Source organism: Streptomyces sp. NPDC047028 (genome assembly GCF_040644095.1).
Classification (GTDB): Bacteria; Actinomycetota; Actinomycetes; order Streptomycetales; family Streptomycetaceae; genus Streptomyces.
On the sequence record NZ_JBEYVS010000036.1, the window covers coordinates 56,940 to 78,155 of the forward strand.

18 protein-coding genes are annotated in these 21,216 nt (G+C 72.9%); 14 read left to right on the plus strand and 4 right to left on the minus strand.

The genetic code is table 11. The features are described 5' to 3' along the window. The first annotated feature begins 127 nt into the window (after positions 1-127). From coaBC to ABZ854_RS27965, 3 genes are all read left to right on the plus strand, one after another. Positions 128-1,330 (plus strand): bifunctional phosphopantothenoylcysteine decarboxylase/phosphopantothenate--cysteine ligase CoaBC, encoded by a 1,203-nt coding sequence (coaBC, locus tag ABZ854_RS27955; RefSeq protein ID WP_361215854.1) that lies wholly within the window; start codon positions 128-130, stop codon positions 1,328-1,330. A 257-nt stretch (positions 1,331-1,587) separates the two neighbouring features. Then, positions 1,588-2,796 (plus strand): methionine adenosyltransferase, encoded by a 1,209-nt coding sequence (gene metK, locus ABZ854_RS27960; RefSeq protein ID WP_361215803.1) that lies wholly within the window; start codon positions 1,588-1,590, stop codon positions 2,794-2,796. A gap of 318 nt (positions 2,797-3,114) precedes the next feature. Continuing rightward, entirely contained in the window at positions 3,115-5,271 is a 2,157-nt protein-coding gene (locus tag ABZ854_RS27965) for a primosomal protein N' (protein WP_361215806.1), read from the plus strand. Between the two features lie 379 nt (positions 5,272-5,650). Here ABZ854_RS27965 and ABZ854_RS27970 read toward each other — a convergent pair whose 3' ends face one another. Continuing rightward, the gene (locus ABZ854_RS27970; RefSeq protein ID WP_361215809.1) at positions 5,651-6,193 is read right to left on the minus strand and encodes a hypothetical protein; all 543 of its coding nucleotides are present in this window, start codon (positions 6,191-6,193) and stop codon (positions 5,651-5,653) included. Between the two features lie 294 nt (positions 6,194-6,487). On the opposite strand from ABZ854_RS27970, the gene fmt reads away from it, so the two are divergent. The 9 genes from fmt to ABZ854_RS28015 all read left to right on the plus strand — a co-directional run bounded on the left by fmt (position 6,488) and on the right by ABZ854_RS28015 (position 15,686). Then, positions 6,488-7,420 carry a methionyl-tRNA formyltransferase gene (fmt, locus tag ABZ854_RS27975; RefSeq protein WP_361215812.1) on the plus strand — a complete coding sequence of 311 codons (933 nt, stop codon included), beginning with the start codon at positions 6,488-6,490 and terminating at the stop codon, positions 7,418-7,420. Between the two features lie 95 nt (positions 7,421-7,515). Next, positions 7,516-8,943: a transcription antitermination factor NusB gene (locus ABZ854_RS27980; protein ID WP_361215815.1), complete on the plus strand. Its 1,428-nt coding sequence runs from the start codon at positions 7,516-7,518 to the stop codon at positions 8,941-8,943. A 170-nt stretch (positions 8,944-9,113) separates the two neighbouring features. Next, positions 9,114-9,800, plus strand: a complete 687-nt coding sequence (gene rpe / locus ABZ854_RS27985; RefSeq protein ID WP_361215818.1) for a ribulose-phosphate 3-epimerase — start codon at positions 9,114-9,116, stop codon at positions 9,798-9,800. 90 nt (positions 9,801-9,890) lie between these two features. Further along, positions 9,891-10,934, plus strand: coding sequence for a sugar-binding domain-containing protein (locus ABZ854_RS27990; RefSeq protein ID WP_129310326.1), 1,044 nt, complete (start codon positions 9,891-9,893; stop codon positions 10,932-10,934). A gap of 49 nt (positions 10,935-10,983) precedes the next feature. Continuing rightward, the gene (locus ABZ854_RS27995) at positions 10,984-11,409 is read left to right on the plus strand and encodes a ribonuclease domain-containing protein (protein ID WP_361215821.1); all 426 of its coding nucleotides are present in this window, start codon (positions 10,984-10,986) and stop codon (positions 11,407-11,409) included. Next, on the plus strand, positions 11,406-11,789 hold the full coding sequence (locus ABZ854_RS28000; RefSeq protein WP_361215824.1) for a barstar family protein: 384 nt from the start codon (positions 11,406-11,408) through the stop codon (positions 11,787-11,789). The genes ABZ854_RS27995 and ABZ854_RS28000 overlap by 4 nt, the downstream gene beginning before the upstream one ends. A 133-nt stretch (positions 11,790-11,922) precedes the next feature. Continuing rightward, positions 11,923-13,365 carry a GuaB1 family IMP dehydrogenase-related protein gene (locus tag ABZ854_RS28005; protein ID WP_361215827.1) on the plus strand — a complete coding sequence of 481 codons (1,443 nt, stop codon included), beginning with the start codon at positions 11,923-11,925 and terminating at the stop codon, positions 13,363-13,365. A 341-nt stretch (positions 13,366-13,706) separates the two neighbouring features. Then, on the plus strand, positions 13,707-15,197 hold the full coding sequence (locus ABZ854_RS28010; RefSeq protein ID WP_361215830.1) for an amino acid permease: 1,491 nt from the start codon (positions 13,707-13,709) through the stop codon (positions 15,195-15,197). A 36-nt stretch (positions 15,198-15,233) separates the two neighbouring features. After that, positions 15,234-15,686 (plus strand): Lrp/AsnC family transcriptional regulator, encoded by a 453-nt coding sequence (locus ABZ854_RS28015; RefSeq protein WP_067129751.1) that lies wholly within the window; start codon positions 15,234-15,236, stop codon positions 15,684-15,686. Positions 15,687-15,720: 34 nt separating this feature from the next. Here ABZ854_RS28015 and ABZ854_RS28020 read toward each other — a convergent pair whose 3' ends face one another. Then, positions 15,721-16,293 (minus strand): Repetin, encoded by a 573-nt coding sequence (locus tag ABZ854_RS28020; protein WP_361215834.1) that lies wholly within the window; start codon positions 16,291-16,293, stop codon positions 15,721-15,723. A 317-nt stretch (positions 16,294-16,610) separates the two neighbouring features. Between ABZ854_RS28020 and ABZ854_RS28025 the strand changes: the two genes are divergently transcribed. Then, the gene (locus ABZ854_RS28025) at positions 16,611-17,399 is read left to right on the plus strand and encodes a carbon-nitrogen hydrolase family protein (RefSeq protein ID WP_361215836.1); all 789 of its coding nucleotides are present in this window, start codon (positions 16,611-16,613) and stop codon (positions 17,397-17,399) included. A 51-nt stretch (positions 17,400-17,450) separates the two neighbouring features. Next, the gene (locus ABZ854_RS28030) at positions 17,451-19,169 is read left to right on the plus strand and encodes an NAD(P)/FAD-dependent oxidoreductase (protein WP_361215839.1); all 1,719 of its coding nucleotides are present in this window, start codon (positions 17,451-17,453) and stop codon (positions 19,167-19,169) included. A gap of 28 nt (positions 19,170-19,197) precedes the next feature. Here ABZ854_RS28030 and ABZ854_RS28035 read toward each other — a convergent pair whose 3' ends face one another. Both ABZ854_RS28035 and ABZ854_RS28040 read right to left on the minus strand, forming a co-directional pair. Next, complete coding sequence (locus ABZ854_RS28035; RefSeq protein WP_361215842.1) at positions 19,198-20,127, minus strand: LLM class F420-dependent oxidoreductase; 930 nt, start codon at positions 20,125-20,127, stop codon at positions 19,198-19,200. 127 nt (positions 20,128-20,254) lie between these two features. Continuing rightward, a complete protein-coding gene (locus ABZ854_RS28040) occupies positions 20,255-20,941 on the minus strand; it encodes a DUF5995 family protein (protein ID WP_361215845.1) in 687 nt (228 codons plus the stop codon). Positions 20,942-21,216: the final 275 nt, after the last annotated feature.

A 21,216-nucleotide genomic window follows, 5' to 3' on the forward strand; every position in this document is an offset into this window, starting at 1 on the left:
TGATCGCAGTAGGTTTATCCACAGGCCCGGCAGCGCGCTGCCGGGCCTGTGGTGTCTCATGGGTGTGCACGGTCGCCGGGCACCGGTGTCGTGTGGTGCACACGGGTTTCGAGTCCGGGGAGAGATGGTGGACAAGCCGAGGGTCGTTCTGGGTGTCAGCGGCGGCATCGCCGCGTACAAGGCCTGTGAGCTGCTGCGCAGGCTGACCGAGTCGGGGCATCACGTCCGGGTCGTGCCCACCGCCTCCGCGCTGCACTTCGTCGGCGCCCCCACCTGGTCCGCCCTCTCCGGCAACCCGGTCTCCACCGAGGTCTGGGACGACGTGCACGAGGTCCCGCACGTCCGCATCGGCCAGCACGCCGACCTCGTCGTGGTCGCCCCCGCCACCGCCGACATGCTCGCCAAGGCCGCGCACGGCCTCGCCGACGACCTGCTCACCAACACACTGCTGACCGCCCGCTGCCCGGTCGTCTTCGCGCCGGCCATGCACACCGAGATGTGGGAGCACCCCGCCACCCAGGAGAACGTGGCCACGCTGCGCCGCCGGGGCTGCGTCGTCATCGAGCCCGCCGTCGGCCGGCTCACCGGGGTCGATACCGGCAAGGGGCGGCTCCCCGACCCGGCCGAGATCTTCGAGGTCTGCCGCCGGGTCCTGGCCCGTGGCATCGGCGAGCCGGACCTGAAGGGCCGGCACGTGGTCGTCTCCGCCGGCGGCACCCGCGAACCCCTCGACCCGGTCCGCTTCCTCGGCAACCGCTCCTCGGGCAAGCAGGGCTACGCGCTCGCCCGCACCGCCGCCGCCCGCGGCGCCCGGGTGACCCTGGTCGCGGCCAACACCGGCCTGCCCGACCCGGCCGGGGTGGACGTCGTACCGGTCGGTACCGCCGTACAGCTGCGCGAGGCCGTCCTGAAGGCCGCCGCCGACGCCGACGCCGTGGTCATGGCCGCCGCCGTCGCCGACTTCCGGCCCGCCGCCTACGCCTCCGGCAAGATCAAGAAGAAGGACGGCCAGGACCCCGCCCCCGTCGCCCTGGTCCGCAACCCGGACGTCCTCGCGGAGATCTCGGCCGACCGGGCCCGCCCCGGGCAGATCGTCGTCGGCTTCGCCGCCGAGACCGACGACGTCCTCGCCAACGGACGCGCCAAGCTCGCCCGCAAGGGCTGCGACCTGCTCGTGGTGAACGAGGTGGGGGAGCGCAAGACCTTCGGCTCGGAGGAGAACGAGGCCGTGGTGCTCGGCGCCGACGGCAGCGAGTACCCCGTGCCGTACGGCCCGAAGGAGGCCCTCGCCGAGACCGTCTGGGATCTCGTCGCCGCCCGCCTGACCTGACCACTGCGCCGTCCGGACCTGCGCTTTTCAGCCGATCGAGCGGTCCCTCCCACCCCGTTCGGGGCGTGGCGGGCCTGGTCAAGGCCGCCCGGCATTGTGCAGAATGCCGGTGTCGCAGGTCACAGCGCTCCCGAGAGGCGAGACACGTGAGCCGGTGGCACGGTGCGACCGATAAACTGTTCACGGACGTCGCCGGGTGCAGCCCCGTGCCGTCCACCCATGATCAGCCAGCAGCCGCTGCAACCCCAGGGAGCGTTGTGTCCCGTCGCCTGTTCACCTCGGAGTCCGTGACCGAGGGTCACCCCGACAAGATCGCTGACCAGATCAGCGACACCATTCTCGACGCGCTTCTGCGCGAGGACCCGACCTCCCGGGTCGCCGTCGAAACCCTGATCACCACCGGCCTGGTGCACGTGGCCGGCGAGGTCACCACCAAGGCCTACGCGGACATCGCCACCCTCGTCCGCAGCAAGATCCTGGAGATCGGCTACGACTCCTCCAAGAAGGGCTTCGACGGCGCCTCCTGCGGCGTGTCGGTGTCCATCGGCGCCCAGTCCCCGGACATCGCCCAGGGTGTCGACGCGGCGTACGAGAACCGCGTCGAGGGCGACGACGACGAGCTGGACCGACAGGGCGCGGGCGACCAGGGTCTGATGTTCGGCTACGCGTCGGACGAGACGCCGACCCTGATGCCGCTGCCGATCTTCCTCGCGCACCGCCTGTCCAAGCGGCTGTCCGAGGTCCGCAAGAACGGCACCATCCCCTACCTGCGCCCCGACGGCAAGACGCAGGTCACCATCGAGTACGACGGCGACAAGGCCGTCCGCCTCGACACCGTGGTCGTCTCCTCGCAGCACGCCAGCGACATCGACCTGGAGTCGCTGCTCGCCCCCGACATCCGCGAGTTCGTCGTCGAGCCCGAGCTGAAGGCGCTCCTCGACGACGGCATCAAGCTGGAGACCGAGGGCTACCGCCTCCTGGTCAACCCCACCGGCCGCTTCGAGATCGGCGGCCCGATGGGCGACGCCGGCCTCACCGGCCGCAAGATCATCATCGACACCTACGGCGGCATGGCCCGCCACGGAGGCGGCGCCTTCTCCGGCAAGGACCCGTCCAAGGTCGACCGCTCGGCGGCGTACGCGATGCGCTGGGTCGCGAAGAACGTCGTCGCGGCCGGCCTGGCCTCCCGCTGCGAGGTCCAGGTCGCCTACGCCATCGGCAAGGCCGAGCCCGTCGGTCTCTTCGTCGAGACCTTCGGCACCCACAAGGTCGAGCCCGAGAAGATCGAGAAGGCGATCGACGACGTCTTCGACCTCCGTCCCGCCGCCATCATCCGGGACCTCGACCTGCTCCGCCCGATCTACGCCCAGACGGCGGCCTACGGCCACTTCGGCCGCGAGCTGCCCGAGTTCACCTGGGAGCGCGCGGACCGCGTGGACGCCCTGCGCAAGGCCGCCGGCCTGTAGGCACCACGGAACCCGCAGTCCGGTGCCCGGCTTCCCTTCGGAGGAGCCGGGCTCCTGCGCGTGTGTGGACCGGCCGGCGGGAAAACGCGTCGCCGGCACGGCCGGCCCGCCCCTACCCTGGACCGACCGCCGACGCCGCCCGGTGCGAAGGGCGCGGATACTTCCGGGTGATCCCCTCGCAGGTTCGAATCCTGCTGCCGATCCCGCACGGACCGGTATGGCCGAGTGGCCCAAGGCAGAAGTGCCGTACGGCACCCCGCGGCCGAGACGATCTCGGGCGGGCGTCGGTTGTCAGTGGCGTTTGGTAAGAATGCAAGCGTGAGCAGCGAGAACGGGTCGGGGGGCGACGGGGCCGCAGGGGCACCGCCGCCGGAACAGCTCGCGCTGATCCGGGAGAGCGTGCGCGACGCCAGGGCGCCCCGGGCCAAGCCGCGCACCTGGCGCGGTGCCGCGCTGGCGCCCGAGCTGCCCGTCGCCCGGGTCCTCGTCGACAAGGGCGTGCTCCACCTCGACCGGTACTTCGACTACGCGGTGCCCGAGGAACTCGACGCCGACGCACAGCCCGGCGTCAGGGTGCGGGTGCGGTTCGGCGCGGGCCGGCACCGGGTGCGTGACGGCCGCCGCGAGGGCGGCGGACTCATCGACGGGTTCCTCGTCGAGCGCCGTGCCGAGTCCGACTACTCCGGGCCGCTGGCCGCCCTGGCCCAGGTCGTCTCGCCCGAGCCCGTCCTCGACGAGGAACTGCTGGCCCTCGCGCGAGCCGTCGCCGACCGCTACGCGGGCAGCCTCGCCGATGTGCTGCAGCTTGCCGTGCCACCCCGCAGCGCCCGCGCCGAGCGCCGCCCGTCACCGGAGCCGCTGCCCTCGCCCCCGCCGCCCGGACCCGGTTCCTGGGAGCGGTACGAGCACGGGGGCGCCTTCATCGAGTCGCTGGCCTCCGGCGGCGCCCCGAGAGCCGTGTGGAACGCCCTGCCCGGCCCGGAGTGGAGCGAGGAGCTGGCCGTAGCCGTCGCCGCGGCGCTCGCCTCGGGACGCGGCGCGCTCGTCGTCGTACCGGACGGCCGGGCCGCCGCCCGCGTGGACGCCGCGCTGACCGCCCTCCTCGGCGAGGGCCGGCACGCGCTGCTCACCGCCGACGCCGGGCCCGAGAAGCGGTACGCGCAGTGGCTGGCGGTCCGGCGCGGCTCGGTGCGCGCCGTCGTCGGCACGCGCGCCGCCATGTTCGCCCCCGTGCGGGACCTAGGTCTCGTCGCGGTCTGGGACGACGGCGACGACAGTCACAGCGAGCAGCACGCCCCGCAGCCGCACGCCCGGGACGTGCTGCTGATGCGGGCCGCCCTGGACAAGTGCGGCTTCCTGGTCGGCGGTTGGAGCTGCACCGTCGAGGCCGCCCAGCTCGTCGAGAGCGGCTGGGCGCGCCCACTGGTCGCCGGGCGGGAGCAGGTGCGGCGGGCCGCGCCGCTGGTGCGGACCGTGGGCGATGGCGACCTCGCCCGTGACGAGGCCGCCCGTGCCGCCCGGCTGCCCACCCTGGCCTGGCAGGTGGTCCGGGAGGGCCTGCGGCACGGCCCGGTCCTGGTCCAGGTGCCCCGCCGCGGGTACGTGCCCCGGATGGCCTGCGACCGGTGCCGGGCGCCCGCGCGGTGCCGGCACTGCTCGGGGCCGCTCCAGGCACCGGACGCGGGCGCGCTGCGGTGCGGCTGGTGCGGGCGCGAGGAGGGTGCGTGGCACTGCCCGGAGTGCGGGGGCTTCCGGCTGCGGGCCCAGGTCGTCGGCGCGCGCCGCACCGCCGAGGAACTGGGCCGCGCCTTCCCCGCCGTCCCCGTGCGCACCTCGGGGCGGGAACACGTGCTGGACACGGTGCCGTCCGCGCCCGCCCTGGTCGTGAGCACCCCCGGAGCCGAGCCCGTCGCCGAGGGCGGCTACGCGGCGGCCCTGCTGCTGGACGGATGGGCCATGCTCGGCCGCCCCGACCTCCGGGCCGGCGAGGACGCGCTGCGCCGCTGGATCGCGGCCGGCGCACTGGTCCGCCCGCAGGGGGAGGGCGGCACCGTGGTCGTCGTCGCCGAGCCGACGCTACGGCCCGTGCAGGCGCTGGTGCGCTGGGACCCCGTCGGCCACGCCGTGCGGGAGCTGGCCGAGCGGGCCGAACTGGGCTTCCCGCCGGTCTCCCGGATGGCGGCCGTGTCCGGGACACCGGCGGCCGTCACCGAGTTCCTGACAGCCGTCGAACTGCCGCCGGACGCCGAGGTGCTGGGTCCGGTGCCGGTGCCTCCCACCCTGCCCGGCCGGCCGCGCAGACCCGGGGCGCCACTCCCGGGCGAGGACTGGGAGCGGGCGCTCGTCCGGGTACCGCCCGGCAGCGGCGCCGCCCTCGCCGCCGCCCTGAAGACGGCTCAGGCCGCCAGAATGGCCCGGGGAAGCGGCGAGACAGACCGGGTACGGGTACGGATCGACCCACCGGACATCGGCTGACGCGCCGGGGAGTGGGGCCTGCGGGTCGGCGCGGTTGACGCGCACCGGAGCGGGGCCGACCTGCGGGGCCGGCATGGCTGACGCGCACCGGAGCGGGTCTATGGGGTCGGCAGAGTTGACGCGTACAGGTGTGGGCCTGACCTGCGGGTCGGCGCGGTTGACGCGCACCGGAGCGGGGCCGACCTGCGGGGCCGGCATGGCTGACGCGCACCGGAGCGGGCCCGATCTGTGGGGCCGGCACGTGGGTGTGTTCGCCGGCGGTACCCGCGAACCCCTCGAACCCGGTCCGCTTCCTCGGGAACCGCTTCTCCCGCGTACCGGCGGCGGGCATGCGGCTGCCCTCCCGGACTGCTCCCGGGAGGGCAGAGATGAGAGGGCGTCAGCCGTTGCGCGGGCCGGGGAAGGCCGGCGGGCGCGGGTCCTCGCGGAGGGTGGGGCTGCCCGCCGTCGGCTGGGTCGGCATGGAGCGGGCCGCGGGCACGGTCGGCACGGTGGGCAGGCCCGCGCTCACGTTGAGCGTACGGGCCCCGGACGGCTCCGTACCCCGCTCCGCCTCGGCCGCCGCCTGGGCGGCGGCGCGCCGGGCGCCGTAACGGCGGTGCACCGCCTGCTTGGTGACGCCGAGCGCCGAGCCCACCGCGTCCCAGGAGAAGCCGAGCGAGCGGTCGAAGTCCACCGCGGCCGTGACCAACGTCTCGACGCTGTCCCGGAGTTCCTGGGCGAGGCGAACCGTCGGGGCGGGGGCGCGTCCGTAGACGACGAAGCCCGCAGAGGGCCCCGGACGGCGCGGGCGGTAGACGTTGCCCAACTGGGCGGTGAGCGTGCGCAGCGCGTCCACCTGCCGGCGGACCCGCTCGATGTCCCGCACCAGCAAGTGCAGGCTGGCCCGGGCCTGGGCGTCGTGGGTTGCGTGGTCGGCCATGAACAAGCCTCTCGAACCGGCGTGGAAAGGGATGGGCCGTGTGGGCGGCCCGGTGGGGTCAACTCTTTCTTGACCAACGCGTGTGCGCTCCGCTGGTCACGGTGTGGGGGCGTATGGGCATATGCGTGCGCCGTCGTTCCGGCCGCGCACCGGTGCCTTTCGGTTCGCCGCCCGGGGGTTGGAGGGTCGCAGCCCGCTGGTTGGCGCTTCGTGGTCCGGGGGTTGGCGGGCAGCGGCCCGGCATAGACTGGTGTGCTGCCCCTGTGACTCCGCCCGAGAGGCCCGATCCCGCCCATGAAGCTCGTCTTCGCCGGTACCCCCGAGGTCGCCGTTCCCGCTCTGGACGCCCTGATCGCCTCCGGGCGGCACGAGGTGGCCGCCGTCGTCACGCGTCCCGACGCGCCGGCCGGCCGGGGCCGCAGGCTGATCGCGTCCCCCGTGGCCGACCGGGCGGAGGAAGCCGGGATCGAGGTGCTCAAGCCGCGCAGGCCGCGGGACCCGGAGTTCCTGGAACGGCTGACGGAGATCGCCCCCGACTGCTGCCCCGTCGTCGCCTACGGCGCCCTGCTGCCCCGCGTCGCCCTGGACATCCCGGCGCACGGCTGGGTCAACCTGCACTTCTCCCTGCTGCCCGCCTGGCGCGGTGCCGCGCCCGTGCAGCACTCCCTCATGGCGGGCGACGAGATCACCGGCGCCTCCACCTTCCTCATCGAGGAGGGCCTCGACTCCGGGCCCGTCTACGGCACCGTGACGGAGGAGGTCCGCCCCACCGACACCAGCGGCGACCTGCTCACCCGGCTCGCCTTCGCCGGGGCGGGGCTGCTCGCGGCGACCATGGACGGCATCGCCGACGGCACCCTGAAGGCCGTGCCGCAGCCGGCCGAGGGCATCACCGTCGCACCGAAGATCACCGTCGAGGACGCCCAGGTCCACTGGACCGCGCCCGCGCTCCGGGTCGACCGGGTGGTGCGCGGCTGCACCCCCGCGCCCGGCGCCTGGACCGTGTTCCGGGGCGAGCGTCTCAAACTCATCCAGGTCACGCCCGTCCCCGAGCGGACCGACCTCGCCCCCGGCCGGCTCGCCGTCGGCAAGAACAGCGTGCACGTGGGCACCGGGTCGTACGCGGTCGAGCTGCTGTGGGTGCAGGCGCAGGGCAAGAAGCCGATGCGGGCGGCCGACTGGGCGCGCGGCGTGCGCATCGCCGAGGGCGAGACGCTCGGCGGCTGAGTCCCGCCCGATGGGGGTGACGGCGGTAGCCCGCCGTACGCTGGAGCCACACCCCTTCTCTCCTCCTCCCCGTTTCTCAACCGGAGCACCTTTTCGTGACTGAGCAGTCCCGGCGGCCCCGCAGGCCGGCCAAGCCCTACCGGCGTCCGCAGAAGGACCCCGTCCGCATCCTCGCCTTCGAGGCACTGCGCGCGGTGGACGAGCGGGACGCGTACGCCAACCTCGTGCTGCCGCCACTGCTGCGCAAGGCGCGGGAGAAGGAAGGGCCGGACAAGTTCGACGCGCGGGACGCAGCCCTCGCCACCGAGCTGGTGTACGGGACGCTGCGCCGGCAGGGAACGTACGACGCCGTCATCGCCGCCTGTGTCGACCGGCCGCTGCGCGAGGTCGACCCGCCGGTGCTCGACGTGCTGAGCCTCGGCGTCCACCAGCTCCTCGGCACCCGCATCCCGACGCACGCCGCCGTGTCCGCCTCCGTCGAGCTGGCCCGCGTCGTCCTCGGCGACGGCCGGGCGAAGTTCGTCAACGCCGTCCTGCGCAAGGTCGCCCAGGACGATCTCGACGGGTGGCTGGAGAAGGTCGCGCCGCCCTACGACGAGGACCCCGAGGACAACCTCGCCGTCGTGCACTCGCACCCGCGCTGGGTCGTCTCCGCCCTGTGGGACTCGCTCGGCGGCGGACGGGCCGGCATCGAGGACCTGCTGGAGGCCGACAACGAGCGTCCCGAGGTCACCCTCGTCGCCCGGCCCGGCCGGTCCACCATCGAGGAACTCCTCGCCGAGGACGCCGCCGTCCCCGGCCGCTGGTCGCCGTACGCGGTGCGGCTCGCCGAGGGCGGCGAACCCGGCGCCGTCGAGGCCGTGCGCGAAGGGCGGGCCGGCGTGCAGGACGAGGGCAGCCAGCTCGTCGCGCTCGCGCTCGCGAACGCCCCGCTGGACGGCCCCGACGCCATGTGGCTCGACGGGTGCGCCGGCCCAGGCGGAAAGGCCGCCCTGCTCGCCGCCCTCGCCGCCGAGCGCGGGGCGGTTGTCCTCGCCTCCGAGAAGCAGCCGCACCGGGCCGGTCTGGTCGCCAAGGCACTGGCCGGCAACCCCGGTCCGTACCAGGTCATCGCCGCCGACGGCACCCGGCCGCCGTGGCGGTCCGGCAGCTTCGACCGGGTCCTGGTCGACGTGCCCTGCACGGGCCTCGGCGCCTTGCGCCGCCGCCCCGAGGCCCGCTGGCGCCGCCGCCCGGAGGACCTGGACAACTTCGCCCCGCTCCAGCGTTCGCTGCTGCGCACGGCCCTGGACTCGGTCCGCGTCGGCGGCGTCGTCGCCTACGCCACCTGCTCCCCCCACCTCGCCGAGACCCGCGCGGTGGTCTCCGACGTCCTCAAACACCACCCCGGCACCGACCTCCTCGACGCCCGCCCCCTCCTCCCCGGCGTCCCCGCCCTCGGCGAAGGCCCCGACATCCAGCTCTGGCCCCACCTCCACGGCACGGACGCGATGTACCTGGCGTTGATCCGCAGAACAGCCTGACTTTTTAACATAGGTTCACCACAGCGCCCCGAAAGGGGCGCGGGGCTGTAGTGATTCGCGGCTCCGCCGCGTGGGCGCGACAAGCCCCCACCGGCCCGCAGCCGAAAACGCACCGGACCCACAACGGCCCTGATTCGGCCGACCGATGCGGAGCATGGGACCCTTGACCCATGCCCGCGCAGATCAACCCCAGCATCCTGTCCGCCGACTTCGCCCGCCTCGCGGACGAGGCCAAGGCGGTCCACGGGGCCGACTGGCTCCACGTAGACGTGATGGACAACCATTTCGTCCCGAACCTCACGCTCGGCGTGCCGGTCGTGGAGTCCCTGGCCCGTGCGACGGACACCCCGCTGGACTGCCACCTGATGATCGAGGACCCCGACCGCTGGGCCCCGCAGTACGTGGAGGCGGGCGCCTCCTCGGTCACCTTCCACGTGGAGGCGGCCGCGGCGCCCGTGCGGCTCGCCCGGGAGATCCGCGCCAAGGGCGCGCGCGCCTCGATGGCCCTGAAGCCCGCGACGCCGATCGAGCCGTACGAGGATCTCCTCCCGGAACTCGACATGCTGCTGATCATGACGGTGGAGCCGGGCTTCGGCGGGCAGGCGTTCCTGGACATCATGCTCCCGAAGATCCGCCGTACCCGTGAGCTGATCGCCAAGCACGGCCTGGAGATGTGGCTGCAGGTGGACGGCGGCGTGTCGGCCTCGACGATCGAGCAGTGCGCCGACGCGGGCGCCGACGTCTTCGTGGCCGGATCCGCGGTGTACGGGGCGCAGGACCCCGCCGAGGCGGTGCGAGCGCTGCGTGACCAGGCCCGCACAGCGAGCGAGAAGGCGTCCTGGGTTTGCGGCCACTGAGCCACCGATACGTGAACAGCTGAGGGAACGGCAGCCATCAGGGCAGATCAAGTACGCCGAATCTGCAAGGATGGACGGCGAATCCAGAATGTGAACAGCAGTGAGGAGATCCCCGTGTCGGGTATGTCGGCGGGCCGGTCAGCCATGCGGATGGGACCCGCTGAGCTGGTGCAGGCGGCGGCCATGGCCCGCCGCTTCTACCTCGAGGGCAAGTCCAAGATCCAGATTGCGGAGGAGTTCGGCGTCAGCCGGTTCAAGGTGGCCCGGGTCCTCGAGACCGCGCTCGAACGGGATCTCGTCCGGATCGAGATCCGGGTGCCGGCCGAGCTGGATGCCGAGCGCTCCGACGCGCTCCGCGCCCGCTACGGGCTGAGGCACGCCGTCGTGGTCGAGTCCCCGGCCGAGGCCGAAGAGACCCCCGACCCGGAGAACCTGGGCGAGGTCGCCGCCGACCTGCTCGGCGAACTCGTCAACGAGGGGGACGTCCTGGGGCTGGCCTGGGGCCGGTCCACCATCCACATGGCCGCGGCGCTGGACCGGCTGCCGCCGTGCACGGTGGTCCAGCTGACGGGTGTCTACGACGCCGGGACCGCCGAGCGCGGCTCCGTGGAGGCCGTGCGCCGCGCCGCGCAGGTCTCCGGCGGCGACGCCCACCCCATCTACGCGCCGATGCTGCTGCCGGACGCGGCCACCGCGGCGGCGCTGCGCCACCAGACCGGGATCGCCCGGGCCTTCGAGTACTTCGACAAGGTCACCGTCGCCTGCGTCTCCATCGGCTCCTGGGAGCCCGGCATCTCCACGGTGCACGACATGCTCAGCGACGAGGAGCGCGCGCACTACGCCTCGCTCGGTGTCGCCGCCGAGATGTCCGCCCACCTGTTCGACGCCGAGGGCCGCCGGATCGGGCGGGACCTGGGGGAGCGGTGCATCACGGTCAAGACCGACCAGCTCCGCCGTATCCCCGAGGTCGTGGCCATCGCGGGCGGCCAGCGCAAGGCGCCGGCCATCGACGCGGTGCTGCGGTCCGGGCTGGTCACCAGCCTGGTCACGGACACCTCCGCCGCCGACGTCCTGATGACGGCGGGCCCCACCCCGAAGCCCGCGCTCAGCCGCGCCGACCCCGACGGGCACTGACCGCGGGTCGTCCCCTCGCGTGGCGGTACGGCCGTGGCAGCATCGACGCATGCTGCCGCGGTTCGTTCCCCGGGTCCTCGCCGGCCTGCTGGTCTGCCTCGCGCTCCTGCTGACCGGCTGCGCCCACGGCACCGGCTCCCCGGCGCCGTCCGGCCCCGCCCCGTCAGCCGGTGCCGCCACCCCCGCCTGGGCCCACGGCATGGCCACCGTCCAGGCGTCCCGGCTCCCCGCCGAGGCGCGGCGCACGCTGGCGCTCATCGACCGGGGCGGCCCCTACCCCTACGCCAAGGACGGCGTCGTGTTCGGGAACTTCGAGGGGCACCTGCCGAAGCACCCCCGCGGCTACTACCACGAGTACACGGTGCGGACCCCCGGCTCGCGCGACCGCGGAGCACGGCGCATCGTCACCGGGCAGGGCGGGGAGATCTACTACACCGACGACCACTACGACTCGTTCCGGGCGGTGCTGAGATGAGCGACGGGCTGACCGGCCGGCACGTGGCCACGCTGGACCTGACCGGGGTCACGGACAAGGCGGGCCTGATGGACCGGGTCGCACGGGACCTCGCGCTGCCCGCCTGGTTCGGCCGCAACTGGGACGCGCTCGCGGACTCGCTCTCCGACCCCACCGTCTGGCCGGGGCCGGCCGGGGACAGCGGACTCCTGCTCGTCGTGCTCGGCTGGCAGGGCTACGCGGCCGCGCGGCCCGAGGAGTGGGAGACCGCCCGGGACGTCTTCACCCAGGCCATGGCGACGACCCGGGCCGTGGGAACGACACAGGCCATGGCGACGACCCGGGCCATGCGGACGACCCCCGCGCTCACCGTCGCCCTCGCCCTTGGAGGTTCCTCCTAGCCGCCCTCTGACCAGCCTGGATGTTCTGTCGGGGCATGCCGGGGCTGTCGTCATGGGACAATGAAGTACGTGCTCTTTTCCCCCTGGCACACCTGTCCGGGGGTCACCTCTGATCGACTGGGATGTGCGGCACGTGCGTTTCCTCAATGACATCCAGCCCGCGTACGACCTGACGTACGACGACGTGTTCATGGTGCCGAGCCGCTCCGCGGTGGGCTCGCGTCAGGGCGTGGACCTCAGCTCGCCGGACGGCACGGGTACCACCATCCCGCTCGTCGTCGCCAACATGACCGCCATCGCCGGCCGCCGCATGGCCGAGACGATGGCCCGCCGCGGCGGCCTCGTGGTCATCCCGCAGGACATCCCGATCGACGTGGTCACCGACGTCGTCTCCTGGGTCAAGAGCCGCCACCTCGTGCTGGACACCCCCATCGAGCTGGCCCCGCACCAGACCGTCGCCGACGCCCTCGCCCTGCTGCCCAAGCGGGCGCACAACGCCGGCGTCGTCGTCGACGAGAACCGGCGGCCCGTCGGCGTCGTCACCGACGCCGACCTCACCGGCGTCGACCGCTTCACCCAGCTCGAAGTGGTCATGTCCAAGGACCTGCTGCTCCTCGACGCGGACATCGACCCCCGCGAGGCCTTCAACACCCTCGACGGCGCGAACCGGCGCTACGCCCCGGCCGTCGACCAGGACGGCCGGCTCGTCGGCATCCTCACCCGCAAGGGCGCCCTGCGCGCCACCCTGTACACGCCCGCCGTCGACCGCGACGGCAGGCTGCGCATCGCCGCCGCCGTCGGCATCAACGGCGACGTGGCCGGCAAGGCCAAGCAGCTGCTCGACGCGGGCGTCGACACCCTCGTCATCGACACCGCGCACGGCCACCAGGAGTCGATGATCAGCGCCGTCAAGCTGGTCCGCGCCCTCGACCCCCAGGTGCCCATCGCCGCCGGCAACATCGTCTCCGCCGAGGGCGTGCGCGACCTGATCGAGGCGGGCGCCGACATCATCAAGGTCGGTGTCGGCCCCGGCGCCATGTGCACCACCCGCATGATGACCGGCGTGGGCCGGCCGCAGTTCTCCGCCGTGCTGGAGTGCGCGGCCGAGGCGAAGAAGTACGGCAAGCACGTGTGGGCCGACGGCGGTGTCCGCCACCCGCGTGACGTCGCGATGGCCCTCGCGGCCGGCGCGTCCAACGTGATGGTCGGCTCCTGGTTCGCCGGCACCTACGAGTCCCCCGGCGACCTCCAGCACGACGCGAGCGGTCGCGCGTACAAGGAGTCCTTCGGCATGGCCTCCGCGCGCGCGGTGCGCAACCGCACGTCGGAGGAGTCGTCGTACGACCGGGCCCGCAAGGCGCTGTTCGAGGAGGGCATCTCCACCTCCCGCATGTTCCTCGACCCGGCCCGTCCGGGCGTCGAGGACCTGATCGACTCGATCATCGCGGGAGTGCGGTCCTCCTGCACGTACGCGGGTGCGGGGTCGCTGGAGGAGTTCGCCGAGAAGGCGATCGTCGGCATTCAGAGCGCCGCCGGGTACGCGGAGGGGAAGCCGCTGCACGCCAGCTGGAGCTAGACGCTTCGCTGTGAGTGGGCCGCTTTTCGGGTTCGGGTGCGTTTTCGGGTGCGGGTGCGTGGGGGTTCCCGCGCCCGCGCGGCGGAGCCGCATATCGAGCACAGCCCCGCGCCCCTGACGGGGCGCTCGTGCGTGCCGGGGTAATGAATGCGCGCCCTGGGACTGCCAACGCAAGGATCTTGCGTGGGTGCGCAAGGTTGCTGCATTACATGTGCGATGCTCCGGCTCATAGGGTCTCCGCTGTACGCAGTGTGGCGGAGACCCCGCTCGGCGGGTCCCTGCCTCGGTGGGTGCCGTCCGGTCTCCGCTCGCCCTGACCGGCAGCGAAAAGGAGCCAGCGCGTGCTCGACCAAGGCGCACCCCCGCAGAGCAAGAGAACGGCCGCCCCGGCGTCCCCGGGCGTCGCCGCGCGCCTGATGCGTCGCAAGCCCGTGGAACGCCTGGTCGCGGAGGGCGGCCACGGCGAGGGAGGGTCGCTGCGGCGCTCCCTCGGACTGTGGCAGCTGACCATGATCAGCATCGGCGCCACGCTGGGCACCGGCATCTTCGTGGTGCTCGGCGAGGCCGTCCCCAAGGCCGGCCCGGCCGTCACCCTCTCCTTCGTGATCGCCGGCCTCACCGCCCTCTTCTCGGCCCTGTCCTACGCCGAGCTGGCCGGCACCATCCCCGTCGCCGGCTCCTCCTACTCGTACGCATACGCAACCATGGGCGAGCTGATCGCCTGGATCTGCGGCTGGTGCCTGCTGCTGGAGTACGGCGTCTCGGTCGCCGCTGTGGCCGTCGGCTGGGGCGAGTACCTCAACGAGCTGCTGAAGGGCACGATCGGCGTCACCCTGCCGGCGGCCCTGTCGTCCCCGCCCGGCGTCGACGGAGGCGTCTTCAACCTGCCGGCCCTGATCGTCGTCCTGCTCGCCATGGTGTTCCTGCTCGGCGGCGCCAAGGAGTCCGCGCGGGCCAACACGATCATGGTGTGCGTGAAGATCGCCGCGCTCGTGCTGTTCTGCGCCATCGGCTTCATGGGCTTCAAGTCCGGCAACTACGCCCACTTCATGCCGCTCGGCATGGCCGGCGTCAGCGCGGCCGGAGCCACGCTGTTCTTCTCCTACATCGGCTTCGACGCCGCCTCCACCGCCGGTGAGGAGGCGAAGAACGCCCAGCGCGACCTGCCCCGCGCGATCATGCTGTCCCTCGTCATCGTGACCGCCCTGTACGTGCTGGTCGCGGCCGTCGCCGTGGGCGCCAAGCCGTGGCGGACGTTCAACGACTCCGAGGCCGCCCTCGCGCAGATCATGACCGACGTCACCGGCCAGAGCTTCTGGGGCACCCTGCTCGCCTTCTGCGCCGTCATCGCCATCGCCAGCGTCGTCCTGACCGTGCTCTACGGCCAGACGCGCATCCTCTTCGCCATGTCCCGGGACGGCCTCGTCCCCAAGGTCTTCGCCAAGGTCCACCCCAAGACCGGCGCGCCACGCGCCAACACGGTCATCGTCTCCCTGTTCTGCGGCGTCCTCGCCGCCGCCATCCCGCTCGGTCAGCTGGCCGACGCGACCAGCATCGGCACACTGTTCGCCTTCGCGCTGGTCAACGTGGCCGTGGTGGTGCTGCGCCGGAGCCGCCCGCAGATGAAGCGCACGTTCCGGGTACCGCTGTCGCCGCTGCTGCCCGCACTGGGCTTCGCCTTCTGCGTGTGGATGATGGGCAGCCTGTCGGCCGTCACCTGGGTGGTCTTCGGTGTCTGGATGGCGGTCGGGCTCGTGTTCTACTTCGTGTACGGCTATCGCCGTTCCCGCCTCGCGACCGCTGAGGACGTCGCGCCGGCGGCAGAGAACTGAGAGAACTGACCGAACCGAAGAAGTGAACCACCCCCAGTGCTGAACGATCTCGACGAACGCATCGTGCACGCCCTCGCCGAGGACGCCCGCCGCTCCTACGCGGACATCGGGCAGCTCGTCGGCCTGTCCGCGCCCGCCGTCAAGCGGCGCGTGGACCGGCTGCGCGCCACCGGAGCCATCACCGGGTTCACCGTGCGGGTGGACCCGGCGGCCCTCGGCTGGGAGACCGAGGGGTACATCGAGATCCACTGCCGGCGCAACACCTCGCCGGAGACCATCCAGCGGGGCCTGGAGCGCTACCAGGAGGTCGTGGCCGCGTCGACCGTCACCGGCGACGCGGACGCGATCGCCCAGGTCTTCGCCTCCGACATGCGCCACTTCGAACGGGTGCTGGAGCGGATCGCCGGCGAGCCGTTCGTGGAGCGCACCAAGTCGGTCCTGGTCCTGTCCCCCCTGCTGCGCCGCTTCTCGTCCGGCGCCCCCGGCTAGGGCGTGTTGCGAGCGGCCGGTCCCGGCCGGCCGGTCACAGCGCCGGGTGCCAGGGCACGACGTGGAAGTCGCCCGTGCCCGGCTTCACCTTCTCGAACGGCGCCGACGCGACGCACTTCGGCAGGTCCTTGACGTCGGCCGGGTTGCCCACGGCCGCCCAGCTGTAGCCGAGCCGGTCGTGCCGGCCGAGGTCGTGGACGCTCACTCCGACCCGGGTGCCCTTGGCGCCCGGCAGGTCCGAGTCAGTGATCACGCCGGACACGACGGCGACCTTCCCGCCGGTGAGCAGGCAGTCCACCGACGCCTCGGCCCAGGCGCCCCGCCCGTTCAGGTAGTGGCTGAAGCGGAAGGTGCCGGTGGCCTTCGTCGGGTCCTTGGTGTCCGCCGCCGCGAGGTGCGCGTCGAAGCTGAAGGTGATGTCATCCCCGGCCGAGCGGTACAGCTTGGCGGTGCCGGTGAGCGCGGCGGCCTCCCGCTGGTGAGGGTGCGCGGCCATGGCGGGTCCGGCCGCCCCGCCCCCCGAGGCGACCGCCGCCCCGGCCGATCCCGCGGTGATCAGCAGCGCGGCGGTCAGCGAGACGGCGGCGATCTTCGTACGGCGCTTCATGGCGGCCCTTCCCCAGGTCGAACGCGTCGGATCGACGCGTCGGTGAACGGGGACCACTCTCCCGGCGCCGGACCGCCCGCACATCGCCCCGCGGGTGGCCTCCCGCCTCCCCCGTACGGCGGGGAGCCCTGATCCCCGCCTGCGCCCCGGGGCGGAGGCGGACCCCTCCCGACGGCGCGCAACGAATCGCCACGGACCCTCCGCTCCACGCAACGAACCGCGCACCGGCGCGCAACGGGTCCTTCTTGTCCGCCCGAGCGCGCCGACCGTACCGTCTTAGTGGCCCCCCAAACCCCCCTTTCCGGTGAGGATCATGCATGCGCACCGCCCTGCTCCAGAGCTCCGGCCGGCCCGGCTCGATCGTCGAGAACCTCAAGGTCCTCGACGAGGCCGCGGCCCGTGCCGCCGCCGGGGGCGCCGCGCTGCTGGCCGCGCCGGAGATGTTCCTGACCGGGTACGCGATCGGTGACGACATCGCCCGCCTCGCCGAGCCCGCCGACGGCGACTCCGCCGACGCGATCGCCGAGATCGCCGCCCGGCACGGCGTGGCCGTCGCCTACGGCTACCCGGAGCGCGCCGGCGACAGCGTCCACAACGCGGCTCAGCTGATCTCCGCCGACGGCACCCGGCTCGCGAACTACCGCAAGACCCACCTCTTCGGCTGCTTCGAGCGCGAGCACTTCACGCCTGGCGAGCAGCTGATCGTCCAGGCCGAGCTGAACGGCCTCACCGTCGGCCTCCTGGTCTGCTACGACGTCGAATTCCCGGAGAACGTCCGTGCCCACGCCCTGGCCGGCACCGACCTCCTCGTGGTGCCGACCGCGCAGATGCACCCCTTCGAGTTCGTCGCCGAGTCGATGATCCCGGTGCGCGCCTTCGAGAACCAGATGTACGTCGCCTACGTCAACCGGGTCGGCCAGGAGGGGGAGTTCGAGTTCGTCGGGCTGTCCGCCCTTGCCGGGCCCGACGGGGTCGCCCGCGCCCGCGCCGGACGAGCGGAGCAGCTGGTGTTCGCCGACGCCGACCCCGCCTTCCTGGCCGCCTCCCGCGAGGCCAACCCGTACTTGAGGGACCGCCGCCCCGGCCTGTACCGGCCCCTGGTCTGACCGCAACGAGCCCGCCCCGAACCACCCCCCCGCGCAAGGAGTCCGTACCCCATGACGTCCACGGTGCCCAACGCCGTCGAGCACGCCGACGAGCAGCAGCCGCCGATCACCATGTTCGGCCCGGACTTTCCTTACGCGTACGACGACTTCCTGGCCCACCCGGCGGGCCTCGGCCAGGTCCCGGCGACCGAGCACGGCACCGAGGTCGCCGTCATCGGCGGCGGCCTGTCCGGTGTCGTCGCCGCCTACGAGCTGATGAAGATGGGCCTCAAGCCCGTCGTATACGAGGCCGACCAGCTCGGCGGCCGGCTGCGCACGGTCGGCTTCGAGGGCGGCTCCCGGACGGAGGGGCTGACCGCGGAGATGGGCGCGATGCGCTTCCCGCCGTCCTCCACCGCCCTCCAGCACTACATCGACCTCGTCGGTCTCGAGACACGGCCCTTCCCGAACCCGCTCGCCGAAGCCACCCCGTCGACGGTCGTCGACCTCAAGGGCGAGTCGCACTACGCCGAGACGATCGCCGACCTGCCCCAGGTGTACCGGGACGTCGCCGAGGCGTGGAACAAGTGCCTCGACGAGGGCGCGGACTTCTCCGACATGAACCGCGCCATGCGCGAGCGGGACGTGCCCCGCATCCGGGAGATCTGGGCGAAGCTCGTCGAGAAGCTCGACAACCAGACCTTCTACGGCTTCCTGTGCGACTCCGAGGCCTTCAAGTCCTTCCGGCACCGGGAGATCTTCGGCCAGGTCGGCTTCGGCACCGGCGGCTGGGACACCGACTTCCCGAACTCCATCCTGGAGATCCTCCGCGTCGTCTACACCGAGGCCGACGACCACCACCGCGGTATCGTCGGCGGCTCCCAGCAGCTGCCGCTGCGCCTGTGGGAGCGCGAGCCGGAGAAGATCGTCCACTGGCCGTACGGCACCTCGCTGAAGTCCCTGCACCTGGACGGCGAGCCCAGGCCGGCCGTGACCCGGCTGCACCGCACCGCGGGCGACCAGATCACCGTGACCGACGCGAACGGCGACATCCGCACCTACCAGGCGGCCATCTTCACCGCCCAGTCCTGGATGCTGCTGTCCAAGATCGCCTGCGACGACTCGCTGTTCCCGATCGACCACTGGACGGCGATCGAGCGCACCCACTACATGGAGTCCAGCAAGCTGTTCGTGCCGGTGGACCGGCCGTTCTGGCTCGACAAGGCCGTCGACGACAGGGGAAATCCGACCGGCCGGGACGTCATGTCGATGACGCTCACCGACCGCATGACCCGCGGCACCTACCTGCTCGACGACGGCCCGGACAAGCCCGCCGTCATCTGCCTGTCCTACACCTGGTGCGACGACAGCCTGAAGTGGCTGCCGCTGTCCGCGAACGAGCGGATGGAGGTCATGCTGAAGTCGCTCGGCGAGATCTACCCGAACGTCGACATCCGCAAGCACATCATCGGCAACCCGGTGACGGTCTCCTGGGAGAACGAGCCCTACTTCATGGGCGCGTTCAAGGCGAACCTGCCCGGCCACTACCGCTACCAGCGGCGCCTGTTCACGCACTTCATGCAGGACCGGCTGCCCGAGGACAAGCGGGGCATCTTCCTGGCCGGTGACGACATCTCCTGGACGGCCGGCTGGGCCGAGGGCGCGATCCAGACCGCGCTGAACGCGGTCTGGGGCGTCATGCACCAGTTCGGCGGCGCGACCGACGCGACCAACCCGGGCCCCGGCGACGTCTACGACGACATCGCGCCCGTGGAACTCCCCGAGGACTGAGCGCCCGGGACAGCACCGCCGGACCGGCTCACACGCCGGCCGAACGGGCCGCCTCGTAGACCTCCGCCGCGACGTCCTTCAGTTCCTGGGCGTCGCGCGGGGTGTTCTGCAGGTCGATCAGGATCTCGTCCACGCCCAGCTCGGCGTGGCGGAGCAGGTCCCCGACGATCTGCTCGGTGCTGCCCTGGAAGGCACGGCGGTCCTCGCCCGGGTACGGCCGCGCCGAGTGCGCGGCGTTGACCCGGACGGCGGTGCGCAGCGGCTCCTTGCGGCCGCGCTCGGCGGCCAGGTCCTGCAGCTCCGCCCATTGGGCGGCGATCTGCTCGGCGCCCTGGCTCACCGGGATCCAGCCGTCGGCGTGGTCCACCAGCCGGCGCAGGGCCTTCCTGCCGGAGCCGGCCAGCAGGATCGGGATCGGCCGGGCCGGCTTCGGGCCGACCACCGCCGGGGCGATCCTCGTGATCGAGCCCTCGTACGACACCGGGTCCGGGCCCCACACCGCACGGCAGACGTCGATCGTCTCGTCCAGCACCCGGCCGCGCTCCTCGAAGGGCCTGACGCCGGTCGCCGCGAACTCGTCGTGGGACCAGCCCGAGCCGAGGCCGGCGATCACCCGGCCGCCGCTGGCCGCGTCCAGCGAGGCCAGCGACTTGGCCAGCCGGAACGGCTGGTGCAGCGGGGCGACCAGGATCGCCGTGCCCAGTCCGACTCGTTCGGTGGCGGCGGCCGCGAGGGTGAGCGTGACGAGCGGGTCGGCGACGTTCCGGTAGTCGTCGGGCCAGGGCAGGCCCGGAATGCCGTACAGCCCCTGGGTGGCCGGCTCCGGGAACAGGGCCCGTTCGTACACCCACAGGCTGTCGTACCCGGTCCGTTCGGCGGCGCGGGCCACGTCGGGCACGTCCGTGCCGAGGTCGTACTGCCGATTCTGCGGAAGGCCGAGTCCGAGCCGGGTCGCCATGTGCGTACTCCTTCGAGATCGGTTGCCCGTTCAACGTACAGAGATCGCAGGGGACGTCCAGGAGGCCGCGCGGAGGTTGGCCTGATCGGGGTGCTGGACGGCGGGGCGGCGGCCCGGCCGCGCGGGCTCAGTCGGGCAGGGGGGTGAGCAGCATCCGGCCCGCGAAGCCGACCGCCGAGTCCAGCCGCGCGGTGAACTCCTCGGCCACGTCCTCGAACCGGCGCAGCGCCCACAGCGCCCTGGCCGCCGACCAGGTCGCGTCCCGGGCCCGCTCCAGGCTCCAGGAGCCCAGCAGATGGGTGAGCGGATCGGCGATCTGGAGCAGGTCGGGGCCGGGCATCAGATCCTCGCGGATGCGTTCCTCCAGCGAGGCGAGGAGATCGCCCACCCGGTCGAACTCGTCCTCCAGGTCGGCCGGTTCGCAGCCGAGCGCACGGCAGGTGTCGACCACCGCGAGCGCCAGGTCGTGCCCGATGTGGGCGTTGATGCCCGCGAGCGCGAACTGCAGCGGGCGTACACCTGGATGGCGGCGCAGCTGGAACAGGGGACGCCAGCAGGCGGGCGGGCGGCGGTCGTCCGTGACGGCGTCCACGGCGGCCAGATAGCGCTCGGCGAACCGCACGTCGAGGGTGGCCGCCGCCCGCGGGTCGGGGAACGCGCCCCGGGTCAGGCGCCGGCCGACCTCCAGGGTGACGGCGAGGTAGACGCGGTTGAACACGGCGATCCCGTCCCGCTCGGGCAGGGCCGCGTCGAGGGCACGCATCCGGGACACGACGGCGTCGACGGGGGTGGTGAACTGCTCCAACTGCGCCATGGGGGAAGGGTCCCAGCCCCGGCCCGCCCCGCGCGCCGACCGGCCCGGCGCTTCGCCGGAACGGGGGAACGCCGGGCCGAACCGGGCACAACGGGCGGTCGGGGCGCCTAGTGTTCTGAGTCGGGAATTCTGTTCAGATATGTAGGCTTGCTCTATGGCACGGACGGGGCGGCCGAAGGCCGAGTTGACGCTGTCGGACGAGGAACGGGCCGCGCTCGAGGAGTGGGTGCGGCGTCGTTCCACGCCGCAGGCGTGGGCCTTGCGGTGCCGGATCA